At 61.7% G+C, this 24542-nt stretch carries 22 protein-coding genes and 1 pseudogene; 11 read left to right on the plus strand and 12 right to left on the minus strand.

The genetic code is table 11. The features are described from left to right. Positions 1 to 334 (minus strand): annotated as a pseudogene (locus QZ638_RS11795) (AAA family ATPase); the annotation flags it as partial. A 126-nt stretch (positions 335 to 460) separates the two neighbouring features. Here QZ638_RS11795 and QZ638_RS11800 point away from each other — a divergent pair. Together QZ638_RS11800 and mmsB are read left to right on the plus strand one after the other, a co-directional pair. Continuing rightward, the gene (locus tag QZ638_RS11800) at positions 461 to 1630 is read left to right on the plus strand and encodes an isobutyryl-CoA dehydrogenase (protein ID WP_295810468.1); all 1170 of its coding nucleotides are present in this window, start codon (positions 461 to 463) and stop codon (positions 1628 to 1630) included. A 43-nt stretch (positions 1631 to 1673) separates the two neighbouring features. Then, positions 1674 to 2558, plus strand: a complete 885-nt coding sequence (gene mmsB, locus QZ638_RS11805; RefSeq protein ID WP_295810471.1) for a 3-hydroxyisobutyrate dehydrogenase — start codon at positions 1674 to 1676, stop codon at positions 2556 to 2558. A 239-nt stretch (positions 2559 to 2797) separates the two neighbouring features. Here the strand turns inward: mmsB and QZ638_RS11810 are convergent, their stop codons facing one another. Beyond that, positions 2798 to 4177: an aspartate aminotransferase family protein gene (locus tag QZ638_RS11810; RefSeq protein WP_295810474.1), complete on the minus strand. Its 1380-nt coding sequence runs from the start codon at positions 4175 to 4177 to the stop codon at positions 2798 to 2800. A 279-nt stretch (positions 4178 to 4456) separates the two neighbouring features. Here QZ638_RS11810 and QZ638_RS11815 point away from each other — a divergent pair, with 279 nt between their 5' ends. The 3 genes from QZ638_RS11815 to QZ638_RS11825 all read left to right on the plus strand — a co-directional run bounded on the left by QZ638_RS11815 (position 4457) and on the right by QZ638_RS11825 (position 9159). Beyond that, entirely contained in the window at positions 4457 to 4822 is a 366-nt protein-coding gene (locus QZ638_RS11815) for a nuclear transport factor 2 family protein (protein ID WP_295810476.1), read from the plus strand. Positions 4823 to 4929: 107 nt separating this feature from the next. Continuing rightward, on the plus strand, positions 4930 to 6498 hold the full coding sequence (locus QZ638_RS11820; RefSeq protein WP_295810480.1) for a trimethylamine methyltransferase family protein: 1569 nt from the start codon (positions 4930 to 4932) through the stop codon (positions 6496 to 6498). 87 nt (positions 6499 to 6585) lie between these two features. Beyond that, the gene (locus QZ638_RS11825) at positions 6586 to 9159 is read left to right on the plus strand and encodes an FAD-dependent oxidoreductase (RefSeq protein ID WP_295810483.1); all 2574 of its coding nucleotides are present in this window, start codon (positions 6586 to 6588) and stop codon (positions 9157 to 9159) included. Between the two features lie 72 nt (positions 9160 to 9231). Here the strand turns inward: QZ638_RS11825 and QZ638_RS11830 are convergent, their stop codons facing one another. Both QZ638_RS11830 and QZ638_RS11835 read right to left on the minus strand, forming a co-directional pair. Then, the gene (locus QZ638_RS11830; RefSeq protein ID WP_295810485.1) at positions 9232 to 9984 is read right to left on the minus strand and encodes a PhnD/SsuA/transferrin family substrate-binding protein; all 753 of its coding nucleotides are present in this window, start codon (positions 9982 to 9984) and stop codon (positions 9232 to 9234) included. A gap of 40 nt (positions 9985 to 10024) precedes the next feature. Beyond that, positions 10025 to 11038: a fatty acid desaturase gene (locus QZ638_RS11835; protein ID WP_295810486.1), complete on the minus strand. Its 1014-nt coding sequence runs from the start codon at positions 11036 to 11038 to the stop codon at positions 10025 to 10027. 198 nt (positions 11039 to 11236) lie between these two features. Between QZ638_RS11835 and QZ638_RS11840 the strand changes: the two genes are divergently transcribed. From QZ638_RS11840 to QZ638_RS11850, 3 genes are all read left to right on the plus strand, one after another. Then, a complete protein-coding gene (locus QZ638_RS11840; protein WP_295810488.1) occupies positions 11237 to 12088 on the plus strand; it encodes a helix-turn-helix transcriptional regulator in 852 nt (283 codons plus the stop codon). Between the two features lie 140 nt (positions 12089 to 12228). Continuing rightward, positions 12229 to 13242 (plus strand): betaine--homocysteine S-methyltransferase, encoded by a 1014-nt coding sequence (gene bmt, locus QZ638_RS11845; RefSeq protein ID WP_295810491.1) that lies wholly within the window; start codon positions 12229 to 12231, stop codon positions 13240 to 13242. A 139-nt stretch (positions 13243 to 13381) separates the two neighbouring features. Beyond that, entirely contained in the window at positions 13382 to 14791 is a 1410-nt protein-coding gene (locus QZ638_RS11850) for an MATE family efflux transporter (protein WP_295810494.1), read from the plus strand. On the opposite strand, the gene QZ638_RS11855 is transcribed toward QZ638_RS11850, so the two are convergent. Further along, positions 14757 to 15257, minus strand: a complete 501-nt coding sequence (locus QZ638_RS11855) for a hypothetical protein (protein ID WP_295810495.1) — start codon at positions 15255 to 15257, stop codon at positions 14757 to 14759. The two genes, QZ638_RS11850 and QZ638_RS11855, sit on opposite strands and share 35 nt — an antisense overlap. 234 nt (positions 15258 to 15491) lie before the next feature. Here QZ638_RS11855 and QZ638_RS11860 point away from each other — a divergent pair, with 234 nt between their 5' ends. Beyond that, positions 15492 to 16517: a DUF1176 domain-containing protein gene (locus QZ638_RS11860; protein WP_295810498.1), complete on the plus strand. Its 1026-nt coding sequence runs from the start codon at positions 15492 to 15494 to the stop codon at positions 16515 to 16517. A gap of 15 nt (positions 16518 to 16532) precedes the next feature. Here QZ638_RS11860 and QZ638_RS11865 read toward each other — a convergent pair whose 3' ends face one another. The 7 genes from QZ638_RS11865 to QZ638_RS11895 all read right to left on the minus strand — a co-directional run bounded on the left by QZ638_RS11865 (position 16533) and on the right by QZ638_RS11895 (position 22779). Next, a complete protein-coding gene (locus QZ638_RS11865; RefSeq protein WP_295810522.1) occupies positions 16533 to 17357 on the minus strand; it encodes an alpha/beta hydrolase in 825 nt (274 codons plus the stop codon). Positions 17358 to 17425: 68 nt separating this feature from the next. Further along, positions 17426 to 19033 carry a molybdopterin-binding/glycosyltransferase family 2 protein gene (locus QZ638_RS11870; RefSeq protein ID WP_295810500.1) on the minus strand — a complete coding sequence of 536 codons (1608 nt, stop codon included), beginning with the start codon at positions 19031 to 19033 and terminating at the stop codon, positions 17426 to 17428. Further along, positions 19030 to 19734, minus strand: coding sequence for an XdhC family protein (locus QZ638_RS11875; RefSeq protein ID WP_295810503.1), 705 nt, complete (start codon positions 19732 to 19734; stop codon positions 19030 to 19032). The genes QZ638_RS11870 and QZ638_RS11875 overlap by 4 nt, the downstream gene beginning before the upstream one ends. Then, entirely contained in the window at positions 19734 to 20072 is a 339-nt protein-coding gene (locus QZ638_RS11880; RefSeq protein ID WP_295810506.1) for an XdhC family protein, read from the minus strand. The genes QZ638_RS11875 and QZ638_RS11880 overlap by 1 nt, the downstream gene beginning before the upstream one ends. Further along, on the minus strand, positions 20065 to 21327 hold the full coding sequence (locus QZ638_RS11885) for a VWA domain-containing protein (protein ID WP_295810509.1): 1263 nt from the start codon (positions 21325 to 21327) through the stop codon (positions 20065 to 20067). The genes QZ638_RS11880 and QZ638_RS11885 overlap by 8 nt, the downstream gene beginning before the upstream one ends. Position 21328: 1 nt before the next feature. After that, positions 21329 to 22243, minus strand: coding sequence for a MoxR family ATPase (locus QZ638_RS11890; protein WP_295810512.1), 915 nt, complete (start codon positions 22241 to 22243; stop codon positions 21329 to 21331). A 41-nt stretch (positions 22244 to 22284) separates the two neighbouring features. After that, positions 22285 to 22779 (minus strand): flavin reductase, encoded by a 495-nt coding sequence (locus QZ638_RS11895; RefSeq protein WP_295810514.1) that lies wholly within the window; start codon positions 22777 to 22779, stop codon positions 22285 to 22287. 254 nt (positions 22780 to 23033) lie between these two features. Here QZ638_RS11895 and QZ638_RS11900 point away from each other — a divergent pair, with 254 nt between their 5' ends. Further along, a complete protein-coding gene (locus tag QZ638_RS11900; RefSeq protein WP_295810516.1) occupies positions 23034 to 24092 on the plus strand; it encodes a branched-chain amino acid ABC transporter substrate-binding protein in 1059 nt (352 codons plus the stop codon). Continuing rightward, positions 24089 to 24542, plus strand: a 454-nt coding sequence (locus QZ638_RS11905; protein ID WP_295810519.1) for a P1 family peptidase, incomplete at its 3' end; no start/stop codon positions are given. The genes QZ638_RS11900 and QZ638_RS11905, both read left to right, overlap by 4 nt.

Genomic DNA, 24542 nt, shown 5'->3' on the forward strand with positions numbered 1-24542 from the left:
GCTGATAGTCGCGTGCCCGCGCCGAACCGCGTGAGCGCCCCTGCACCACCAGTTGCGCGCCCATATCGCTTTCCGGCTTGATGAGCACCGGATTCATGTCCACGCTCGGCGCCACCCCGCAGGCCAGCGCCTGCAGCCATTGCGCCCGGCCGATCTCGCCCATCTCCGTGCCGTCGCCCGGCATCGCCGCGATCGCCGCATTGTTCGACATGTTCTGCGGCTTGAACGGGCGCACGTCGAGGCCCCGCCGCTTCGCCATCCGGCAAAGCCCGGCAACGAGCACCGACTTGCCCACATCCGAACCCGTGCCCTGCAGCATGATGGCGCGCGCCATGGTTTTCCCCGTTTTCATCCTGTCCGCGTTTGATGCACAGCGCCTGTGCCGCACCTCGCATTGCGCGGTTCTCTCAATGCACTAAACTGATCTTTCAGGGAAGGAATTCCATTTCGGGAGGACGTTATGGACGCCAGTGTTTCGCAGGCTGCGGAGCAGTTCGAGCTCAACGCCGACCAGCGCGCCATTCAGGAAATGACGCAGAGCTTCGCCGCTGACCGTGTCGCGCCCAACGCACTCGCTTGGGACCGCGACAAGCATTTCCCCGCCGATGTGGTGCGTGAGACCGGCCCGCTTGGCTTCGGCGGCATCTATGTACGCGACGATGTCGGCGGCTCCGCGCTCGGCCGGCTCGACGCGGTGCTGATTTTCGAGGCGCTTGCCGCCGCCTGCCCCGGCTTTTCCTCCTTCATCTCCATCCACAACATGGCCGGCTGGATGATCGACACGTTCGGCGATGAGGAACAGCGTCGGCGCTTCCTGCCGAAACTCACCTCCATGGAGTGGCTGGCGAGCTACTGTCTCACCGAACCCGGTTCAGGCTCCGATGCCGCCGCCCTCAAGACGAAAGCCGTCAAATCGGGTGGCGATTACGTGCTGAACGGCACCAAGCAGTTCATTTCCGGCGCCGGTGAGAATGACATCTACGTGGCAATGGTGCGGACCGGAGAGGATGGCCCCAAGGGCGTTTCAACGCTGGTTATCCCGAACGATGCTCCCGGCCTCTCCTTCGGTCCTGCCGAGTTTAAAATGGGCTGGCACATGCAGCCGACCCGGCAGGTGATTTTCGAGAACTGCAAAGTGCCGGCCGAGAATCGTCTTTCGAACGAAGGCGCCGGCTTCGGAATCGCCATGGCAGGCCTCGACGGTGGTCGGCTCAACATCGCCGCCTGTTCGCTCGGTGGCGCGCAATCGGCTCTCGACAAAGCACTTTCCTATACGGCCGAGCGGGAGGCCTTCGGCCAGACGATCAATCGCTTCCAGGCGCTGCAGTTCAAGCTCGCCGATATGGAAACCGGACTGCAGGCGTCGCGAATGATGCTCTACACCGCGGCTGCCAAGCTGGATGCGAAATCACCTGACGCCTCCAAATGGTCGGCCATGGCCAAGCGTTTCGTCACTGACACCTGCTTCGATATCGCCAATGACGCGCTTCAGCTTCACGGCGGCTATGGCTATCTGCATGAATACGGCGTCGAAAAACTGGTGCGCGATCTGCGCGTCCATCAAATTCTCGAAGGCACCAACGAGATCATGCGTCTGATCGTCGCCAGGCATCTGGTCGGCAGAACCTGACCGCCGAAAGACGACGCCCAGCCGCATTCCTGGAGGAACCCACATGGCAACCATCGCATTCATCGGTCTCGGCAATATGGGCAATCCCATGGCTGCCAATCTGGTCAAGGCCGGGCACAGCGTTCAGGGCTTCGACCTGATCACGGAAAACCTGGAGACTGCCGCCAGCAACGGCGTCACCGTCATGGCAAATGCGGACGCGGCGGTTAAGGACGCCGAGATCGTTATTACCATGCTGCCGGCGGGCAAGCATGTGCTATCCGTTTATGCCGACATCGCCCCGAAGGCTGCCAGTAACGCCCTCTTCATCGATTGCTCCACCATCGATGTGGAAACGGCCAGGAAGGCCCATGCCATCGCCGCCGAACACGACCTTTTCTCCATCGATGCGCCCGTTTCCGGTGGTGTCGGCGGCGCGGAAGCCGGCACCCTCACCTTCATGGCCGGTGGTTCCGCGGATGCCTTTGCCAAGGCAAACCCGATACTGGAGCCGATGGCCGGCCGCGTCGTCCATTGTGGTAACGGGGGGGCGGGCCAGGCCGCCAAGATCTGCAACAACATGATCCTCGGCATTTCCATGATCGGCGTCGGCGAAGCCTTCGTACTGGCCGAAAAGCTTGGTCTTTCACATCAGGCCTTGTTCGACGTGGCGTCCACGTCCTCGGGCCAGTGCTGGTCGCTGACGACCTATTGTCCGGTGCCGGGTCCGGTACCCGCATCGCCGGCAAACCGGGATTACAAACCCGGTTTTGCAGCCGGCCTGATGCTGAAGGATCTGCGCCTCGCGCAGGAAGCCGCGCAAGGCGCGGGCGCCGCGACCCCGCTCGGTGCAGAGGCGACACAACTCTATGCACTCTTCAACGCCATGGGGCATGAAGACACCGATTTCTCCGGTATCATCAACTTCCTGCGCGGCAAGGAAACCTGAAAAAAATAGAACGCCGGCAAAAAAATGCGTTTTTATACTTCGCGCTAACCTCCCGGTAACCATGAGCGGCTAGAAAGGACGTCGAGGCGGTTTTGAAGCCTCCCCGACGCCGGATCAGGTCTCGCGTACCGGTTTGGGAAATCTTCGCAGCGTAGCGTATGTGCGAAGATAAGTATTCGCGTAACAAAAAAGCCGCGTCCCTTCCCGCCCGAAGAGACGCGGCTTTTATTTTTGCACACTCAGACTTTTCGCAGGTCTTTTTCGGCTCTGTCGAGCGCCGCGCCAATGCGCTCGCATGCGATATCGATTGTCTTGCGCGTCCAGATGAGCGGCGGCGAAAGAATCATCGTGTCCCCCACGGCCCGCATCATCATGCCACCGTCGATCGCATGATCGCGAACGCATGAGGCAGCAGCGCCCTCGCCTGGAAAGCGTTGTCGCGTTTGCCTGTCTGCCACGATCTCGATGGCCGCCATGAGACCGAAGGCCCGCACTTCGCCGACAAGACCATGTTCGCCGATCCGTGTCTGCAGCGCCTCGGCCAAATAGGGCCCGGTGTCAGTGCGCACCCGTTCCACCAATCCCTCGCGTTCGATGATTTCGAGGTTCTTCAGCGCCACCGCACACGCCACCGGATGCCCCGAATAAGTATAGCCGTGATAGAATTCGCCGCCCTTCTGTACCAGGGTCGAAGCGACGCGCTCCCCCACGAGCAGGGCAGAAAGCGGCTGATAGCCGGAGGTCAGCGCCTTGGCGGTGGTGATCGTGTCGGGCTCAAGACCGAGCCGTTCGGCCGCGAACCATTCGCCGGTGCGCCCGTAACCGGTAATCACCTCGTCGAGCATCAGGAGCACATCGTATTTTTTGCATATGCGGTCGATTTCCGGCCAGTAGCTTTCCGGCGGAATCTTTACCCCGCCAGCACCCATTACCGGTTCGCCGATAAACGCGGCGACATTGTCGGGGCCCGCCTGCACAATGGCGTCTTCCACCGCTTTCGCCGCGCGCACGCCGAAATCGTGATCGCTCTCGCCCGTCGCGCGCAGCTCGAACGCATAGGGTGGCATCACATGGTCGATATTGGGCACGGCCCCATAGAGCTGACCGTGCATTGCTCCCATGCCGCCCAGCGATGTCGCCGCGACGGTCGAACCGTGATAGGCCCAGTTGCGCGAGATGATGCGGTTCTTTTCCGGTCTGCCTTCGAGCGCCCAATAGTGGCGCACCAGACGCAGCGCTGTATCGTTGGCCTCCGAGCCCGACGACCCGTAAAAGACCTGATTGACGGTGCCTGGGGCGATTTCAGCAAGCTTTTGCGACAGGAGCACCGGCGTCGGCGTCGAGCAGCGGAAGAATGAATTGTAGTAAGGCAGTTCCCTCATCTGCTCGTAGGCCACCTCGGCCAGCTCGTTGCGACCGTAGCCGACATTCACGCACCAAAGACCCGCCATGCCATCGAGGATCTCGTTGCCTTCCGTGTCGTAAACGAAAGGCCCGTCGGCGCGCGTGATAATGCGCGAACCGGCGGCTCGCAAATCCTTGTGATCGGTGAATGGATGCAAATGGTGCGCAGCGTCCATCGCCTGAAGCTGTTTCAGTGAAAAATTCTGATATGTCATAGATTTGGTCTCTTCGTTTGAATTGATCCGACAAGAACGGAATCGGGTCAAACGAAGCTCGGTGGCGAGTATCCTATGCGCGCACACAACCGCAAAAGCTCCGTGTGCCGGGTGCGCGGTGACGGCTTGGTCGCGGGCTGGCGCATGCCTCTGTTCATGAAGTGCTTCTCCATCGTGCGTTATCTTACCCAGGGCCCCCGCCCCTCTTCAAGCGTGTCGGCACACTGCTTGCGCGATCGTCTTCCAGGTGCTGAGGATAGAAAGACATAGGAGCGCAAAATGGACATCACAGGCAGCAAGGATTGCGGCAATTCTCCCAAGAACCAGCTCGTGCAGGATGTGAGCGTTGCGCTTGCCGCGGGCGACGCCGAGACATTGTCGAAATTGCTTGTAGAGAATGCCGTCTGGGAGATTGCCGGCGAACGGACCTTTGAAGGTCGCGACGCGATCATCGCCGCGTCCGCGCAGACCCGCGTTCGCGCACTCACGGTCGATCACGCCATCTCCCACGGCCGCACGGGAGCGGCGAACGGTCGCCTTGATCTCGAAAACGGCCGCAAGATCGCGTTCTGCGACGTGCAGGATTTTGCCAACGCCAAGGGCACTTCTGTGCTCAGGGTCAGCACACTGCGTGTGCCGCTTTAGACACCGGTATATGTCGCATCTCTGGCTCTAGGGGTCGCCAGACCGGCCTTCAGACAGTGTTTTTGGCCTCATCATGAACGCCAGCGCAGCAGTCACGAAGGATGTCCATGACGCACGACCTCGCAACCGCTGATCCCCGTCCGCCCCGCTCCCGGCGCGGCGGTCGCGCCGCCAAACGCGGAAGCGCCACCGGTTTCGAACAACCGCCCTTTCGCCGCCTCGTCAATCCGTTCGAACCCACCCGCATCGTTTCGGAGGATCAACTCGAAGCGATCCATCAGGCATCGCTCAAGGTGTTGAGCGAGATTGGTGTCGAAGTGCTGCACGACGAAGCACGTGCTCTTATGAAGGAGCACGGTGCGGACGTTCGCACCGACACGCAGCGCGTTCATTTCGATCCTGCGCTGATCCTCGAATACATCGCCCATTGTCCCTCTGAGTTCGAAGTTCACGCACGCAACCCCGAACACAACCTGCGTATGGGCGGAAAGAATGTAATTCTGGCGGAGATGGCATCTGCCCCGAATTGCTCAGATATCGACAAAGGCCGCCGATCGGGAAACCGGGAGGATTTCCGCAACTTCGTAAAGCTCTCGCAGATGCACAACATTGTGCAGTGTCAGGGCGGCTATCCGGTCGAACCCATCGACATCCACCCGTCCACCCGCCATTTGGAATGCCTGCGCGACATCGTTACCCTCACCGACAAGGCGTTCCATATCTATTCGCTTGGCAAGGAACGCAATCTCGACGGCATCGAGATCGCGCGCATTGCGCGCGGTGTGAGCCACGAGCAGTTCGCCAGCGAGGTTTCTTGCTTCACCATCATCAACACCAACTCGCCGCTCAGGCTCGACATTCCGATGATGGAAGGCATCATCCAGATGAGCCGGCACGGCCAGGCGGTCATCGTCACCCCGTTCACGCTGGCCGGCGCAATGGCACCCGTCACCATCGCCGGCGCCGTTGTCGAACAGAACGCGGAGGCGTTGGCAGCCATCGCCTTCACGCAGATGGTACGGAAGGGTGCACCCGTCGGCTATGGCGGCTTCACGTCCAATGTCGACATGCGCTCCGGCGCACCTGCATTCGGAACACCCGAATACATGAAGGCGCAACTGCTCGGCGGCCAGCTCGCCCGGCGCTACGGCATCCCCTATCGCAGTTCGAATGTCTGTGCCGCCAACACCGTGGACGCGCAGGCCGCATACGAAAGCGCGTTCTCGCTCTGGGGTGTCGTTCAGGGTGGCGCAAACATGGTCAAACATGCTGCCGGCTGGCTGGAAGGCGGGCTTTGCTGTTCCTATGAAAAAATGATGCTCGACATCGACCTTCTGCAGATGGTTGGCGAACTTTTCCAGCCGCTCGATCTCTCCGAAGATGCGCTTGGCGTGGAAGCGATCCGCGAAGTTGGCCCCGGCGGCCATTTCTTCGGCTCGCCCCACACCCAGGCGCGCTACAAGACCGCGTTTTACGCGCCAATCATCTCCGATTGGCGAAACTACGAGACCTGGGCGCAAGCCGGTGCACCCACGGCCATCGATCACGCCAACCGTCTGTGGAAGGAACGGCTTGCCATGTACCAACCGCCGCCCATGGACGAGGCGATCCGCGAGGAACTCGACGCTTTCGTCGACCGCCGCATCCGCGAAGGCGGCGCTCCGACGGATTTTTAGCCACCAAGCGCTGGCGGCGAGGCCGCAGCCTTCTTCCCGGAAAGAAGGTTCCGACAAAAACACGCAACCCGAAACAGGTAGAACCTCATGAAGTCACATGCAAAAGCAGTGGTCATCGGGGGCGGTGTGGTCGGCTGCTCCGTGCTTTATCATCTGGCCCGCGCCGGCTGGAAAGACGTGATGCTGATCGAGCGTTCGGAGCTCACCTCCGGTTCGTCCTGGCATGCGGCGGGTGGCTTCCACACGCTAAACGGCGATCCCAACGTCGCCAAGCTCCAGGCCTACACCGTTCAGCTCTACAAGGAGATCGAAGAACTCTCCGAACAGTCCTGCGGTCTGCATCTCACCGGCGGCGTTATGCTGGCCGACAGTCCCGAACGCATGGATTTCCTCCGTCTCGCCCACGCCAAAGGGCGTTATCTCGGCATGGAAACCGAGCTCATCACGCCATCGGAAGCGAAAACCATGTTCCCTCTGATGGACGAGAGCCATTTCGTCGGCGCCATGTGGGATCCGGTCGAAGGCCACCTCGATCCGTCGGGGACCACCCATGCCTATGCGAAGGCCGCGCGCAAGTTGGGTGCGGAGATCGTCCTCAGAAACAGAGTCATGGAATTGGCGCAAACCTCTGATGGAAATTGGAAAATCGTCACAGAAAAGGGCACGGTCGAAACCGAACATGTGGTGAATTGCGGTGGCCTTTGGGCACGTGAGGTGGGGCGCATGGTCGGCCTCGAACTGCCGCTTCTGGCAATGGAACACATGTATCTCCTCACCGAACCCATGCCGGAGGTCGAGGCCTTCAATCGCGAAACCGGCCGCGAGATGATTGGCGTTATCGATTTCAAGGGCGAGATCTACACGCGACAGGAGCGCAACGGCATTCTTCTCGGCACCTATGAAAAAGCGGCCAAACCCTGGTCGCCGCGCGAGACCCCATGGGATTTCGGTCACGAACTTCTCGAACCGGACATCGACCGCATTGCCCCTTCGCTGGAGGTCGGCTTTCGCCATTTCCCGGCCATCGAGAATGCCGGCATCAAGCAGATCATCAATGGGCCCTTTACCTTCGCGCCCGACGGCAACCCGCTCGTCGGCCCCGTTCGGGGGCTCACCAATTATTGGGTCGCCTGCGCCGTTATGGCGGGTTTCAGCCAGGGCGGCGGCGTTGGGCTCGCACTGTCCAACTGGATGGTCCACGGCGATCCGGGTTTCGACGTGTGGGGCATGGATGTGGCCCGTTTCGGCGAATGGGCAAGCCTGCGCTATACCAACGCGAAGGTGCGTGAAAACTATTCGCGCCGTTTCTCGATCCGCTTCCCCAACGAAGAGCTGCCCGCGGCCCGTCCTGCACAAACCACCCCGCTTTACGACGTGATGATCCGCGACAACAACGCCGTGATGGGCGACTCATGGGGGCTTGAAACCCCGCTCTGGTTCGCGCCCGACGGCACTGCGCCGAACGATATCGTTTCTTTTCACCGATCCAACGATTTCAATCCGGTGGGTGCTGAAGTTCGCGCCGTGCGCGAAAATATCGGGGTCACGGAGATCGCCAACTTCGCCAAATACGAGATATCCGGTACGGGCGCGGAGGCCTTTCTCGATTGTCTCATGACCAATCGCATGCCGAAACCTGGCCGCATCGTGCTTTCCCCGATGCTCAACGCGTTCGGCAAACTGATCGGCGACTTCACCATCGCCAATCGCGGCCCGAAAGACGGTGTCGACCGCTTTATGGTCTGGGGCTCGTCAGCCGCCCAGATCTACCATATGCGCTGGTTCGAAAAGCATCTTCCTGGCGACGGCTCGGTGCGCATTCACCGTTTTGACCAGTCCCTTGTCGGCCTTTCGATTGCCGGTCCGCAATCCCGCGCCGTTTTGCAGAGGCTGGTGGACACAGACGTTTCGAAAGACGCCTTTCGCTTCATGGATTTTCGCGAAATGGCCGTCGCCGGCGCGCCTTGCATGGTCAACCGCCTCACTTATACGGGCGATCTGGGCTATGAGATATGGATGCCACCGGCCTATGAGCGGCGGGTCTATGACGGGCTGAAGGAAGCCGGCGCCGATTTCGGCATTGTCGATTTCGGCATGCGTGCGCTCCTGTCCATGCGGCTCGAGAAAAACTTCCCCACCTGGTTTCGCGAACTGCGCCCCATCTACGGACCGTTCGAGGCGGCGATGGAGCGTTTCGTCAAACTGGAGAAGAACGATTTCATGGGTCGGGAGGCCGCCGCACGGGAGGCGCAAGAAGGTCCGCGCCTGCGCCGCGTTTCGTTCGTGGTCGAGGCCGAGGACGCCGACGTCATGGGCGACGAACCCATTTGGGCAAAGGTCGGCGAAACGGATTACGGAACCGTCGAGCAGCCCCACGGCTATGGCGCACCGCGTTTCGACGCCACCGGTGCGATCGTCAACGGTTCGGCCAACGCCCACAAGGGTATCGTCGACGGCGACTGGCGTGTCGTCGGCTGGGTAACGTCCGGCGGTTACGCGCACCATGTCGAGAAATCGATGGCGCAGGGTTATGTGCCCACCGCCCTTTCGGAAAATGAGCGCGCCGGTCTTTTCGAAATCGAAATCCTCGGCCGTCGTCACCCGGCGCGCATCAATCTCGAACCGCTCTTCGACCCCACAGGGGAGCGTATGCGCGGATAGCCGGGCGGGCCATGTCGGAAATTGGCCCATGTGTCGTGGCGAACCCGTGCGCCCGCACTCTGCCCAACAGCGTCATGGCGTGCCTGTCATACCGTGATGAAGGCGCGCACCGCCATGTGCCGTATCGAGCAAGGCCCGCAATGCGGCAAGTGTCCGCGCATCGGTTCTAAAGCTTGTAATATAGGGAAGTCCGAGCCGCCGCGCCGTCCATCCGACGACACACAAGCGCTTTACATCCGGCTCGAAACGCTGCGCCATCGCCCAGCTTCGGCAATCGATGGCGCACAAATCAGCAAGTCCATCCCGCACAGCCTGAAGCGACATTCGATGCCCCCCGGTTTCAATTTTTTCTGAAAATAAATCAGTGTCTTCAGCGATATCCTTGATATCCTGAATCAAGGCCAGAAAGCCTGATCGCGAGAGCGCTTCATTGAAGGCAAGGCGCTCGTCGCGCATCAGATCGAGTGGCAGCCGCGCCGTCCCATCTCCAGGCGCAGCCACGGCCTTCTGCGCCATGTCGGCGCGCATCACGATGGCGCTGGAATAATGCGTGCCCGCCCCGCCTTCGAACGCCGAATAGTCCGGCTGGCCGACCACCTGCACATAATCGCTCAATCCTGCTTCCATCGGCCCCCAGCAGGTTTGCGCCAGAAGCAGATTCGGGCTTCGCCATAGCGCCTGCAGATCGCCGCCGCGTGTCAGCGCCTCAGGCGCATTCACGCCCTGCTTGCGCAACGCATCGCGCAAATGCCGCCATTGCGCGTCGATCTCATGCCGGCACTCCGGCCAGTCATACATGGGCAAGGCGGCAATCAATTCGCTCATGCGCTTTTATCGGATGCCGGACACCTGCAACGCAAGCGCGCTATTCTTTCGGAGGGGTGGCCGGCACGGGCACCGTCCGTGCCCCGCCGATCGACCGGCCATGGGCGCGCGGACGAAATGCGCGCGGCGCCTCGGGCTCGCGCCGCAGCACCGGGTGCGGCACCGGCTCCTTGGCGCGAAAGGCGAACGCCTTCACCAACGCCCAATAGCTCGAATAGCTGTAACCGTCGTTCATCGCGAGCCATTCCGCCCGACGCGCCCGATAGAGCGCCGGCAGCCGATACCAGGGCGCAGCCGGCAATTTGTGATGAACGAGGTGCAGATTGTTGTTCAAGAACAGCAGGGCCAATGGCGAGCGCTCGACGATGATCGTCCGGCCGTCCGGCCGCTCCGACCACCGGTGTTCGGCAAAGGTGCGTACGGAGATCAGCGACTGGCCGAGCCAGGCCGGTACAAGAAAATAGAGCCAGAGCGGCATGCCGAACCCGTAGGCGATGACCGGCAGCACGAACGCCAGTCCCGCCGCATGAAGGAGCCATGCCCTGCGCACACCGCGCGCGTCTTCGCGGATCAGCTTCGCCTCGGTCGCGAAGAAGCCGATATTCATGATCGCCGGTCCCAGAACGAAGCGGCCGATCATCGTATTGTTGACTTCCAGAATGCGCTGTGCCCATCCGGGCAACTTTCTGTAGAGCCACAACGCCTTGTAATAGCTTTCCGGGTCCTCGAACGGATCGGTCAGCCGCTCGTCTGCGTGATGGCGCAGGTGCAGTGCCTTGAAACGGCGATAGGGATAGACCAACCCCACCGGCACGAACACGAGCGCCTCGTTGACCCAGGCCCAGCGTGTCGGATGGCCGTGCAGGCATTCATGCATCAGCGAGCTTTGTAAGGCGATTGTCAGTGTCAGGATCGCCATGGCCGCTATCGGCCAGTGCGGCCACAACACATAACCTGCGGTCGTCCACGCTCCATAACAGGCGACGATCAGAACAAATGTCGGCCATTCCATCGCCGCACGGCGCTTGCCTCGGCGTCTGGTTCTCGTATCCATCACATTTCCGGTTCTGCGCTGCACCCAAGCCGGTCTGCAAAGCCTTGGTCTGCAGTGGCAGCAGCGCGTTCGATTCCTGACATGAAACTGTCAGGAGCAACCGGTGCGCGCAATGCGAGAAAGCGTACAATTCGTTGACAACGCGCACCTATCATATCATTTGTTTACAAAAGTCATCAATTCGACATCGAACGCAGAATGGAAAAGACCATCATCGACAAGCGCGATCTCTCCGGCACATTTCGCGAGCGTCCGAAAATCCTGCTGCAGCGCTCCAGCCTCAACCAGTCGGCCTTCGCAAGCGCGGTGGGCATCGACCGTTCTGCCCTGTCGCAGCTCTTATCCGGGGCTTCCACCCGCCTGCCACGCGCCGAAACGCTCATAAACATCGCGGCCGAGCACAAGGTGTCTCTGGACTGGCTGCTCGGCCTCAGCCAGGATGAGGGGATCACCGGAGATTTGCGCGAAAGCCTTGAAATCGCCGAGGCGCAAGGCGGCTTCAACGACACGCTTCTTGCCAAGTGGCACGCTGAGGCGGTCGGCACGAAGATTCGCTACGTCCCCTCGGGCATCCCGGATCTGTTGCGCACGGAAACGGTCATTCTCTACGAGTCCGAAGCCATGCCGCAGCGCCGGGCGACTCAGATCAGCGAGGCTCAATACCGCGTCGACTACAATCGCCGCCCGGAAACCGACATGGAAGTCTGCATGCCACGCCAGACGCTCGAACTCTTTGCCAAGGGTGAAGGCGTGTGGCGCACCCTGCCCGAGCAGGTCAGAGCGGAACAGATCATCCACATGGCGCGCTTGCTTGACGATCTCTATCCGACGTTCCGGCTCTTCCTGTTCGACGGGCGCAAACGCTATTCCGCGCCCTACACGATCTTCGGCCTCTATCGCGCAGCGCTTTATATGGGCGGAATGTATCTGGTCATGAGCGCCACCGGTTCCGTCCAGCGCCTTACCCGCCATTTCGATGGCCTCATCCGCGATGCCGAGGTCAACGCCCACGAGGCCGCCGATTTTGTCAAAAGTCTGCGGCTCGGCTGAAATCGTCGGATTGACGGATATAAAGATTTCTTTATATCCTCGCCATTCGAACCCGCCTCGCCCGAATGGAAGGCTATCCCATGCAAAATCCGGCCCCGCAAGCTCCGGCCCCGCGAGCTCCGGCCCCGCAAGCTCCGGCTATGCAAAACCCGATCGACGCGCTCATCGCTGAAAAGGGCATCCTTCTTGCCGACGGTGCGACCGGTACGAATCTCTTTGCAATGGGGTTGGAATCGGGTGAAGCACCTGAGCTTTGGAACGAGGATGCGCCCGAAAAGATCGAGGCGCTGCATCAGGGATTCGTCGATGCCGGTGCCGACATCATCCTCACCAATTCCTTCGGCGGCACACGCCATCGTCTTAAACTGCACAACGCACAGGACCGCGTTTTCGAGCTCAACAGCAAGGCCGCCAAGATCGCCTGCCGAATTGCGGCAAAGGCCGGCCGCCGGGTGATCGTCGCGGGCTCCGTCGGTCCCACGGGCGAACTCCTGGTTCCACTGGGCGCACTGACCTATGACGAAGCGGTCGAGGCCTTTGCCGAACAGATGGAGGGGCTGAAGGCAGGCGGCGCGGAAGTGGCCTGGATCGAGACCATGTCCGCGCCAGACGAAATTCGCGCTGCTGCCGAGGCGGCGATCCGTGTCGGTCTGCCATATACCTATACCGGCTCGTTCGACACCGCCGGCCGCACCATGATGGGGCTTGCCCCGAAGGATATTCACGGCGTTGTCGGCGATCTCGCCCAGGCGCCGGTGGCCGTCGGCGCCAATTGTGGCGTCGGCGCGCCCGACATTCTGGCCGCCCTTCTGGACATGACGGAAGCGAATCCGCAAGCCACGGTCGTGGTGAAGGGCAATTGCGGCATTCCGGAGTTTCGCGGCACGGAGGTCCACTATTCCGGCACGCCGGAACTGATGAGCGAATATGTGCGGCTCGCCGTCGATGGCGGCGCCAGGATCATCGGCGGCTGCTGCGGCACCTCCTTCGAACATTTGGCGGCCATGCGCGCTGCCCTCGACGGTCACAGGAAACAGCAAAGCCGCCCGGCCATTGCAGACATCGTGGCCCGCGTCGGCCCGTTGCGGAACAAATCCGCCGCGCAAAGTGGAGCGGGCACGGGCGCGCGCCGTTCGCGACGAATGCGCGGCTAGGCAAACGCTGGACCAAACGAAACCGCCTTGTCTGTCTGGCCGGGCGCGTTAAAAAGCGATGTTTCGCCGAAGGCATCCTCCTTCCGCGATTGATTCGGGCAGGCGTCGAGAGTTCCGTCTGCCGCAAGGGGTAAACGACATGACGGTTCTTGCTTCCGGCGCCCGCGCGCCGGTCAATCCGTGGACCGCTGAAATGCGGGCAATGCTGGCGCTCGCCTGGCCGATGGTGCTCACCAATCTGGCGCAGATCGCCATGACCACCACCGACGTCATGATGATGGGACGTCTGGGACCGGATGCTCTGGCTGCCGGAACGCTCGGCTACAATCTCTATTTCGCGCCGCTCATATTCGGTCTCGGTCTGCTGCTTGCCACCTCCCCCATGATGGCAAGCGCACTCGGTCGCAAGCTCCATTCGGTGCGCGATGTGCGCCGCACCGTACGCCAGGGCCTGTGGCTTTCCATCGCCGTTTCCATCCCTATCTGGCTCCTTCTGTGGTATTCGGAGCGCATTCTCTTATGGATGGGACAAGAGCCGAACCTGGCCGGTATCGCCGGCAGCTATGTTCGTGCTTTGCAGTGGGCGGCGCTACCCTTCTTCGGTTACATCGTCCTGCGCTCGTTCATTTCCGCGTTGGAGCGACCAGGCTGGGCGCTTACCATTATGTTCATCATGGTGGCTTTCAACGTGCTGGCCAACTGGTGCCTCATGTTCGGCAATCTCGGCTTTCCGGCGTTGGGCGTTCCCGGCTCGGGCATCGCCACGACCCTGTCCAGCACGCTGATGTTTCTCGGCCTCGTGCTCGTCGTCTCCATCGAACGCCAGTTCCGCAGATACCAGCTCTTTGGTCGCTTTTGGCGCTCTGACTGGCCGCGCTTCTTCGAGTTGATCCGTCTCGGCTTGCCGATTGCCGGTTCCATGACCTTCGAGGTCACGATCTTCAACGCCGCCGCGCTTCTGATGGGGCTCATCAGCGCGCCCGCACTCGCCGCCCATGCCATAGCCATCCAGATTGCCTCGATCAGCTTCATGGTGCCCATGGGACTCAGTCAGGCGGCAACCGTACGGGTCGGCCGAGCCTTCGGCGCGCAGAATCTCGACGGTATCACCCGCGCCGGCTGGACCGCCTTCGTCATGGGCGTCGGCTTCATGGCGCTGATGGCGCTGCTCATGGTGACGATCCCCAGACCGCTCATCGGTGCATTTGTCGATCTGGACCTGCCTGAAAATGCGGAAGTGATCGGCCTTGCGGTGACATTCCTGGCTTTCGCCGGCCTGTTCCAGATATTCGACGGCGCGCAGGCGGTCGCCGCGGGCATGTTGCGCGGTCTGCACGACACCAAAGTGCCCATGATCTATTCGCTACTCGGTTACTGGGGGCTCGGCATGACGTCGAGCGTGATCCTCGCCTTCGTTCTGGGCATGGGCGGTCCCGGTATCTGGATCGGATTGGTCAGCGGCCTTGCTATCGTCTCGGTGCTGCTTTACGTGCGCTGGATGCGGCGAAACCGGCTCATGCCCTGGCTCCGGCAGCGCGATGCGGTTTGAGTCTGCCGCGCTTGGCTTCGTCTATCAGCATGTTGGCCACTTGCATGCGCATCATCGCGTTGGCCCGCAAATGCGCGGGCACCCGGTCGGGATGATTGCGGAAAGCGAATTCGCGGCGTAGCCGGTCGAGCAGCTTGGGCGCGACCGCTCTTCCCAGCCCAAGTTCGCGGGCGATTTCCTCAGGATCGGTCGACGGTGGAGTTTCCCGCGCTTCTTCGGCGACCGGCTCCGGCTCAGCGCTCCCCCCGGTGCCCGCCGGATTGACCACTTCAGCCTCCTGATGCTCGCCATATTCGGCCTGCGCACGCCTGTCGGCAAAATTGATCCGGCCCGAATGCAGCTCTTCTGCCACCGAGAGATAGTCGAGCGAATTGAGGCTTACGGGTATGTGACCGGCCCGCTCCGCCTCTTCGCTGATCAGTTCGTCAAGCAATGTCGCGAAATCGCGACGCCCTCCGCTGGCCATTGCATTCTTCCCGGCGCGATGCGGGAACCCTGTTTATCCGAACTTTACAACGCAGGCTTAGCCGGACGCAGTTAAGAAACTTCCTCTCGGAGACATTCTATTTGAAGCAATCGCGAAATGCACGCGACTGCCATTTGCCACGAACACAATCTGGGCAATCTTCGGACGGTATTATCTTCTCGAATCGAAGATGAGCCCGCTATCCAAATCCCGCCCCGAGCCGAGGAGGCCCCAATGAAACCCGTTTTCACGACCGCCGCAATCCTTGCTGTTCTGCAGACGCCCGTCCTGGCACAGCAGGATGTCTATATGGATGATCGCTCGTCGCCTGAAACCATGTTGCAATCGCTCTACAACGCGATCAACCGCAACGAATATGCGCGCGCCTACGATTATTTCGCGACCCCTCCGGCAGAAAGCCTCGAGTCCTATCAGCAAGGCTATGCCGACACCGACCATGTCGCGCTCGTCACCGGGACGGCGACGTCCGAGGGGGCGGCCGGCAGCGTTGTCTACGCGCTTCCCGTCGCCATCCGCGCCACAGCCAACGACGGCGGCGAGCAAACTTTTGCCGGCTGCTACACATTGCGCCTGGCCAACCCGCAGATCCAGGGAACCCCGTACAACCCGCTGCATATCGAAAACGCCTCGATGAAGCCGGCAAGCGGCGAATTGAATGAGGTTCTGCCTGCCAGTTGCGGCGACGGCGCGGCGGTGCAAACCGACACGGTTCTGGCCGACGCCAAATCGCTGTTCGCTTCGGTATACGGCGACGTCTGCCCACCCCCGCCGGACGACGTCACCCCCGTGGAGAGCTACACAATCCCCTTCAATTATTCCCACGAAAGTCTCGACACGCCAAAGCACGAAGCGCGGCTCTTCCGCTTTTATTGCGATCGCGGTGCCTACAACGAGATCCATGCCTACATTCTGGCCAATGAGGAAGGCGCGGTTTCGCCCGTACAATACCCCACACCCGAAACCAGCGTTCAGTATGTGGATGGAAATTCCGACGGTGAGGTCGAGGACATCCGCACCGTCGGCTACACCGCCGAGGACACGCTGGTGAACTCGACTTACGACCCCGACACGCTCACGCTGACCAGTCACGCAAAATGGCGCGGCGTCGGTGATGCCTTTTCCGCGGGCACCTGGATATTCCGCGAGGGCACGTTCACACTCGTACGCTACGATGTCGATGCGTCCTACGACGGAGAGCAAAACCCGATCACGATTCTCGATTACCACACAGGTCCATAGGCGTAGGACAAAGTCTCATGGCTGCGCGAGCATCCAGTTCAGCGTCTCGCGCCAGTCGGCCATACGGATCGGCGTGCCATGCGTTCCGCTCTCGAAACGCACGAAGCGCGCCGGATAACCTTTTGCAGAAGAAAGAATTTTCCTGAAAAACCCTTCCTGGCGCTCGACGGGGAAAACCCGGTCCTCGCTGCCATGGCCGAAGAAGACGGGCACACGCGCTGCAAAGGCTGGGCTTTGCAAAAACGCGTCGTGCCACATCGAGCCGAGCAGCAGAAGGCCGCCCAATCGGTGGATGATTGCCTCGTCCTGCGCCAGCCGCCAGCACAGAGCTCCACCCATCGAGCCGCACGCTACAAACACGCGCGCTCCAGGCGAACGTTTTGCATAATGCGCGATCAATGCCGCCATTTCCTGTGTGCCGCGCGCGTCGAAATCGGAAAAGTCCGGCGACAAATAGAGCCCGCCGCTCTTCACCATCAGATTCTTGATGCGGTTGAAATTGCCGCCGAAGGTGAAATCGTCCACACCCTGTCGCCGGTTTCCGCCCTGTCCATGCAGATAGAGCACGATTGCGCGCGCGCCCTCGGTCTTGCCGACCGCGAAATGGCGCACCGTTCCAATTTTCGTCTCAAGCGCCAGATCTTTCTGTGCCCGCCGCACGCCGGTCGAGACATAGCGCCCGTTCACCCGGCGTTCCGGCACCGCGTCACGACCGTTGATGTCGCGCATCTCCCGATAGTCGACAACGCGGTGGGCACCATCGTCGCTGGATGACAAAACCGCCGGATAGGCGAACATCCGGTCCTTATGCGAAGCAAGTTCCAGCGCTTGTGCGCCCATGCCGAGGGAGACAAACAGAAACCCTGAGAAAACCAAACGAATACCGTATCTTATAAAGGAAAACACACTCATCTTGACAGCGCGCCGCCCGCCTTTTCGAGCGCTTCCGGCGTATCCACGTCGAGATGCGCCGCCGCGCCGGTCTCCACATCGACAACGCCGACAAGTTCCTGCTCCACCACATGCCGCGCTCCGGTGTCGCCCTCGAGCCGCGCCACTTCGGCGAACAGCGCACGCGGCAGGATCACAGGATTGCCGCGCTTGCCGTTATGCGTGGCCCGCACCACGGCATTGCCGCCCGCCTTCACGAAGGCCTCGACAAGCCGATCGAGATCTTCGCTGCGGATCTCCGGCATATCGGCCAGCATCACCAGCGCGCCCATCGCCTCGTCCGGCAGCGCCGCAATGCCGGCTTTCAGCGAGGTCGACAGCCCCTCCGCATAGGCGTCATTGACCGCCATTACCATGCCAAGCCCCTCCAGCGCGCCCCGCACGCGCTCCGCCTCATGCCCGACGACGGCGACGGCCCCGTCGACACGACTTTGCGCCAGCGCCGCTCCCGTGCGCCGCACCAGCGGCACGCCGTCGAACGATGCCATGAGCTTGTTGTGTTCGCCCATGCGCCGCGACTGACCCGCCGCCAGGAGCACCCCCCAGACCGACGGCCTGCGCTCGGCTATCCTTCCTTCGCGCGGCTGCGGCCGCGTCGGAATTTCGGCCAGAAGCCCACCGACGCCCATGCCGGCAATGTCTGCGGATGAAAGGTCGAGGCCGGCCATCAGCCGATCGAGCACCCAGTCGAACCCGTTTGTCTTGGGGCTGCGCGCACATCCTGGCGCGCCGATGACCGGTTTGCCTTCGATCGCACCAAGCACAAGAAGATTCCCCGGATCGACCGGCATGCCGACCCGCTCCACCGTTCCACCCGCCTTGCGGATGGCCGCGGGGATGACATCGTCGGCATCGCACACCGCCGATGCGCCGAAGATGAGCAGCAAATCGCTCTCCTCCTTCAGCGCTGCAATGGCGCGGGCGACCGCGCCCGCCTCGTGCGCCGGCCGCAACTCACGCGTGACGCGACTTCCCGAACGCTGTAACCGCTCGGCCGTAATCCGCGCCGTCTTGTCGAGAACGCTGCTTTTCAGGCTCGGCAGCGCCGTCTGCACGATGCCGACCCGCAGCGCTTTGAACGGCCTCAGCGTCAACACTTGAGCGCGTGCGGCCGCTGCGGCCTCATCGAGCCGCGAAGAGGAAACCGCGAACGGGATGATTTTCACCGTCGCCACCATTTGCCCTTCGCCAACGGCGCTGAAGTCTGGAAGTGTCGCGAGTGTGATGGCGGGGTCGACCGCATTGAGCCGGTCGACCGAAGCTTTGTCGGCCGTGAAGAGCCCGGCCATTTGCGCGTAGAGATTGACCCGGCCGGTCGAAGGCGCGTGCGCCGTAATTCCGTTCACGACAAGCCGCGCGGCAAGCCGCTTTGCGGCTTCGTCCTCATCCAGATCGCCCGGTTCCAAACGTGCCGCGATCACGCTCGAAACGCCTTGCGTCCTCAACAGCGCGAGATCTTCGGCGGATAGTCGGTGCGCTTTGCGCAACCGCGTCTTGCCGGCCATCGTCGCATGCGCCAGCACAGCCCCTTCCGCCTCGTCAATCGAAAGCGGCCCGAACTTCATGCCACCGCACTCCTGTCGCCAAGGCCGCGTGTCCGCAGCGCCTTTATTACCGCGCCCAGCACAGCCACGGCGATCTCCGCTGGCGTTGCAGCGCCAATATCGAGCCCTATGGGTGCATCGATCCGTTCAAGTGCGGCAAGGGCCAACCCCGCCTCCGTCAACCGGTTTATCCGCTTGGCGTGGGTCTTACGGCTGCCCAGCGCCCCGATGTAAAAGCACTTCGCCTCGAGAGCTGCACACAGTGCCGGATCGTCGATCTTCGGGTCATGGGTCAGCGCCGTAACCGCGGTATAGGCGTCCAGCGGCTGGTGTGCCAAAGCCTCGTCGGGCCATTCGGCGTGAAGTGGCACGCCTGGAAAGCGCTCCGGCGTGGCAAAGGCCGTGCGCGGGTCGATAATTGTCAGATCGAAACCGGCGATCTTCGCCATCGGTGCCAGCGCCTGACTGATATGCACCGCCCCGATCACCACAAGACGCGGTGCCGGCAGATGCACGTTGAGGAAAAAATTCCTCCCCTCTGCCTCCACCACACCGGATTTACCGGACCGGAAGCCACGCGACACCGCCTCGCCCAGCGCACCGGCCACTGGGTCGCCCTCGCCAATCACCCGGTCGCGCCCGTCTTCCAGATCGGTCAGCAGGATTGCGGCCCTGCGTTCGCGCCGCAACGCGTTCAGCTTCTTCAGGGAATGCGGGTCCACTAGCCGAGCCTCTCGACATAAACCTTGATGCGCCCGCCGCAGGAAAGCCCCACTTCCCAGGCCGTCTCGTCGGCAACCCCGAACTCCAGCATGCGCGGCTCGCCTTCGGCCAGCACATCGGCGGCTTCCGCCACCACTGCGCCCTCCACGCAGCCGCCCGAAACCGAGCCCTCGAAATTTCCATCGGCGTCGATCACCAGATGGCTGCCCACCGGGCGCGGCGCAGAACCCCAGGTCTCCACGACCGTGGCAATCGCCACATCGCGGCCGGCCTGCATCCAGTCCTCGGCGATCATCAGCGGATCGCGCATCTCACTTGTTTGATTCTGCTCAGACATTGGCGTTTCTCCCGCCTTTCATATGGGCACGCTGGAAATGCCGTGCCAAGCCCCCGCCGCGCGCCGGCGCCGCCAGCGCGGCGACGAGATCGCCGAGCGCATCCAGATTGTGAACCGGGCGCAACTCGTCCACATGCGGCAGCATCGCCTGCATGCCGCGCGCCTTCGGCTCGAACCCTTCGTAGCCGAGCAACGGGTTCAGCCAGATCAACCGTCGGCACGATTTCGAAACACGCTCCATCTCGCGCGAGAGGATCTCGATATGATCGCGCTCCAGCCCGTCGGTGATCAAGAGTACGATTGCGCCCTGCCCCAGAACCCGGCGTGACCAGAGTCGGTTGAAATCGCCCAGGGCCGTGCCGATACGTGTACCGCCTGACCAGTCTCGCACGGCCTGCGAAGCCTCTTCCAGCGCCTCGTCGGGATCGCGCCGGCTGAGTGGACGCGTGATGTTGGTCAATCGCGTGCCGAAGGTGAAGCTGTGAACACGTCGGCGCTTTTCCGTCAGCGCATGCAGAAAATGTAGGAAAACGCGCGAATACTGGCTCATCGAGCCCGAAATATCGACCAGCGCCACCAGCGGCGGTGCGATCTCGCGCGGCGAACGGAACTTGGGCAGGATTAGGTCGCCACCGGTGCGCAAGCTCGCCCTCAGCATTGCATGTGGGTCGATCCGCGCACCGTGAGGGTCCGTCCTGAAACGACGCGTCGCCACCCGGTCGAACGGCAGAACCAGATCGCGCATCGCGTGGCGCGCATCGGCCACCTCCTCCGCCGACATTTGCGCAAAGTCCTTGCCGCGCAACACCTCCATTGCCGTGAAGGAGAGCCGGGCGTCCAGTTCGAACTCGGGCCGCTTCTTGATGATCGCGCGGCGTTCCTCGTCCAGCGCATCCTCGGCGCGGCGGTCGCCGGCGCGCTTCTTCTCGCGCAGCGCCTCCGCCTCTTCGCCCTCGTCTTCGTTTCCCGCTTCTTCGCGCTCGTCTCGCCGCGCCCAGTAAAGCCTGAACGCAGCATCGAACAGCGCATGATCCTCACGCCTGGAAATCATTGTGCAATGGAGCGTCCAGTAGAAATCGTCGCGCCGCTCGATACCGACCGTCACCACCGACTGGATGGCATCCATCACGGCAGCCGGCCCAACGCGCAGCCCGGCGCGCCGGAGCATACGGGCAAAACCGACAATTCTATCGGCCAGCCGAGAGCCTTCCTCGCGTTCTACCGTTGTTTTATCCGCGCCTGGACCGGTGGCCATCTCAGCCGGCCTTGACGATTTCGAGAACACGTTCGCCCTCGCCGCTTTCCAGTCGCGCAATATCATCCTGATATTTTAGCAAAACGCCCATCGTGTCCGACACGGCATCGGCGTCGAGGCTGTCCTTGCCGAGCGCTGTCAGCGCCGTCGCCCAGTCGATGGTTTCGGCCACACCCGGCGCCTTGAAGAGATCGAGTTCGCGCAGTTTCTGCACGAATGTCACCACCTGTCTCGCCAGCGTGGCATTTGCGTTCGGCACCTTGCGGGCCAGTATCTCCAGCTCGCGCTGCGCATCCGGATAATCGACCCAGTGATACAGGCAACGCCGCTTCAGTGCATCGTGGATTTCGCGGGTCCGGTTGGTGGTAATTACCACGATGGGCGGTTCGTCCGCCTTGATCGTTCCCAGTTCCGGCACGCTCACCTGATAGTCCGAGAGCACTTCCAGAAGATACGCCTCGAAGGCCTCGTCCGCCCGGTCGAGCTCATCGATCAGGAAGATCGGCGGCCCGTCAATACCGCTTTCCAGCGCTTCCAGAACCGGGCGGCGGATCAGGTGTTTTTCGGAGAAAACTCCGCTCTCCATCTCCGAACGATCGTGAATGCCCGCTGCTTCCGCCATGCGGATCTCGATCATCTGCGCGGCGTAGTTCCACTCATAGACGGCGGATGAAACGTCGAGCCCCTCATAGCACTGCAGCCGGATGAGTCTGCGCCCGAGCCCCGCCGCCAGCACCTTGGCGATCTCGGTCTTACCGACGCCCGCCTCGCCTTCCAGAAACAGCGGTCTCTGCATTGTCAGGCTCAAGAAAAGTACGGTCGCCAGCGCCCGGTCGGCCACATAGCCACCTTCCGTCAGAAGCGTGAGCGTATCGTCGATGGATTGCGGCAGGTCGCGCGTGCTCGGTTGGGACATCCTTCCTCCAATGTCTACGGAAGAGTTCCAGGATTCGGCGTCTACAATACCCGGTAGCCGCGCTCATGGTAGAGGAGTGGATTGGTTTTGTCGCCGATGCTCAGGCCAGCCACGCGGCCGAAATAGACCCGATGCGTACCCAATTCCACGGTCTGCACCACGTGGCAGTCGAAAACGGCCAGGGCGTCCGGCAAGGTTGGCGCGCCCGTGGCGATGGTCTCCCATTCGGCCTGGGCGAAGCGCTCTTCGGGCGAAAGCCCCGTCAGGCCGGAGAATGCGTTCGACAGTTCCTGATGGTCCGCGGTCAGGGTATTGAGCGCAAAAACGCCGTTCTCCATGAAGCAGTCATTGTTCGGGTTTTCGCGATTGAGACACACCAGAACAGTAGGCGGATTGTCTGACACCGAGCACGCGGCGATGGCTGTCACGCCGCGTCTGCCCGCAAGTCCGTCTGTGGTGACGACGTGAACGGCGCCGGCAAAGCGGGCCATGGCATCGCGATAGTGGCGCGGTTCGATCTCGTTTGTCTTCAGCACAGTCAACTCTTTTCAACTCTTAACCGCGATATAGGATTGCCACGGAGCCTTACCAAGGCGTGCGAATGCCCGACAGTCCAAAAAAGAAAAATGGACTGCGCCAGACCGAAACCTCTCAGATATAACCTCATTGTCAGAAGTGCTTTGTGACACAGTTATTTACCAGTTCCGTAGCTTTGCGGCTAAGGTCGGATGCAGGCGGGCTGATTCTCATGCTACTGCGTGATCGTCAAACGGGTGATTGAACTCCAGATATGCGTTGCTTCGCCATTCTCATCCTATGCAGTCTTGCGGCGTTCAGCCAGCATGCGGCGCATGCACAGGAACCGATTATTGGCCTCGCTGCCCCCATGAGTGATAGCGTCGCCGTGCTCGGGGCGCAGATGCGCGATGGCGCACGCGTGGCGGCTCATGCCGGCAGTGCCCGCCTTGTCGAGGCTGACACGCAATGCAGCGCCGAAGGCGGCGAAGCCGCAGCGCGCAATCTGATCGGGCAGAATGTTTCCGTTGTGGTCGGCTTTCTGTGCACGGATGCCATCGAAGCAGCCCTGCCGCTCTTCGCCGAAGCGAATATACCCGTCATAACGCCGGGTGTTCGCACGGTCACTCTAACCGATCAGCGCGAGCGCACGGGGTGGCCCGTTTTCCGCACAGCGCCCCGCGCCGATGCGGAACGCGACGCGGTCGCCGATATCCTCGTGCCGCGCTGGCGTGAAGAGTTTTTCGCAATCGTCGACGATGGGACGATCTATGGACGCGAACTGGCTGAAAATCTGCGCGCCGCTGCGGAACTCCAGGAGTTGAAACCGGTGTTCATCGACACGTTCCGGCCTCAACTCGACAACCAGATCGGCCTTGCTGCCCGGTTGCGCCGCGCCGGTGCCTCGCACGTCTTCGTGGGCGGCGACCGCAGCGATATCGCCATTCTGGCGCGCGACGCCAGAGGCATGGACTACGATCTGGTGATCGTCGGCGGCGAGGCTTTGCGTGCGGAAACGAGCAGCACGCCGTTGGCGGAAGGCACGCTGATGATCGGCCTGCCACGTTGGGCCGACATTGCGTCGGACGCAGCAAAACAAGCTCTCGACAACGCCGAAATCATACCGGACGGCTATGTGGTGCCTGGTTTTGCCGCCGTCCAACTTGCCATCGCAGCAAGCCGCACGGAGGCGGGTTCGATTTTCGAGGCGCTTTCGTCGGGAAGGTACGAAACGGCGCTCGGGTCCTTCTCCTTCGACACCAAAGGCGACCTGACACAAGGCTTCTATCGCCTGTTCCGGTTCGATGGTCAGACATTCCAGGTGGTTGAATGACGTGGCGTTCCGGTCCCCGCAATCTCATCACCGACGTTGCGGGCCTTTCCGTCGGCAATCACACTGACCAGTCCGTGAAATCCGGCGTGACGGCGCTCCTTTGCGAAACGCCCGCCACGGCCGGCGTTCAGATTCTTGGCGGAGCTCCTGGAACACGTGAAACCGACGCTCTCGAACCCCACAATCTTGTCGATGGCGTCGATGCGATCACGCTTTCAGGTGGATCCGCTTTCGGCATCGATGCTGCGGCAGGCGTGCAGGCTGCGCTGCGTGAAATGGGCAAGGGATTCGAGATCCTCGGTTTTCGCGTTCCCATTGTGCCCGCCGCAATCCTGTTCGACCTGCCCAATGGCGGCAACAAGGATTGGGGCCGCTTCTCGCCCTATCGAGATTTCGGCTTCTCCGCCGCCATGGCCGCGTCGGAAGATTTCGAGATCGGCAGTGTCGGCG

Source organism: uncultured Nitratireductor sp., assembly GCF_913053745.1.
Taxonomy (GTDB): domain Bacteria; phylum Pseudomonadota; class Alphaproteobacteria; order Rhizobiales; family Rhizobiaceae; genus Nitratireductor.